Origin of the sequence: Pseudoalteromonas sp. S1727 (assembly GCF_005886375.1) — a bacterium.
Taxonomy (GTDB): Bacteria; Pseudomonadota; Gammaproteobacteria; order Enterobacterales; family Alteromonadaceae; genus Pseudoalteromonas; species Pseudoalteromonas haloplanktis.
Map to the genome: position 1 here is coordinate 1 of NZ_PNDT01000140.1, position 657 is coordinate 657.

General features: G+C 40.5%; 1 pseudogene. It reads left to right on the forward strand.

Annotated features, from left to right (window positions below):
• Nucleotides 1-16: 16 nt before the first annotated feature.
• Nucleotides 17-657 (forward strand): annotated as a pseudogene (locus CWB85_RS20875) (hypothetical protein); the annotation flags it as partial.

Here is a 657-nt window from a genome sequence, read left to right on the forward strand (position 1 = left end):
AAATATTGGAATGTTAATGTATTTACCTAACTTAAAAACTAGCCTGCTCGCTTCTATGATCGCCATCCTATGTGCCTGTAATAGTGAGATTGATGACATTGCTAATAAAAATGACGAACAAACTAATCACCATGATCATAGCGAAGTCACCTCAACTGGGCGTTTAGCTATTAGTCATGCCGATACTGCAAGCGTCTCTATTTTTGATACTGACGATAACGCGTTACTTGAGATGTTTAATACAGCAAATATTGTTAGCGGCTTATATGCAAGCCCTACAAATCGCTTTGCGGTACTTATACAACGCGCTGATAACTATGTAGAGTTTATTGATGGAGGTTTATACCGTGAAGATCATGGCGACCACCTCCATGATTACAAACAAGCACCATCTTTATCAAGTTTTACTCTAACAAGCGATAAGCCAACTCATTTTGATGTAAGTGAGCAGCAAGCAGCTCTATTCTTTGATGGCAATATAGATGCAGGTATTCCCGCAAGTTTTGCTATTTTAACTGATGAATCGATCGTAAATGGCGAGACACTCGCCACGCATAATTTTGCTAACGCTATGCATGGCACCGCGCAAATTCGTGATGACTCGGTGATCACCACCTACCGCACAGAAGACACAACCAACACATTACCAAACTATGT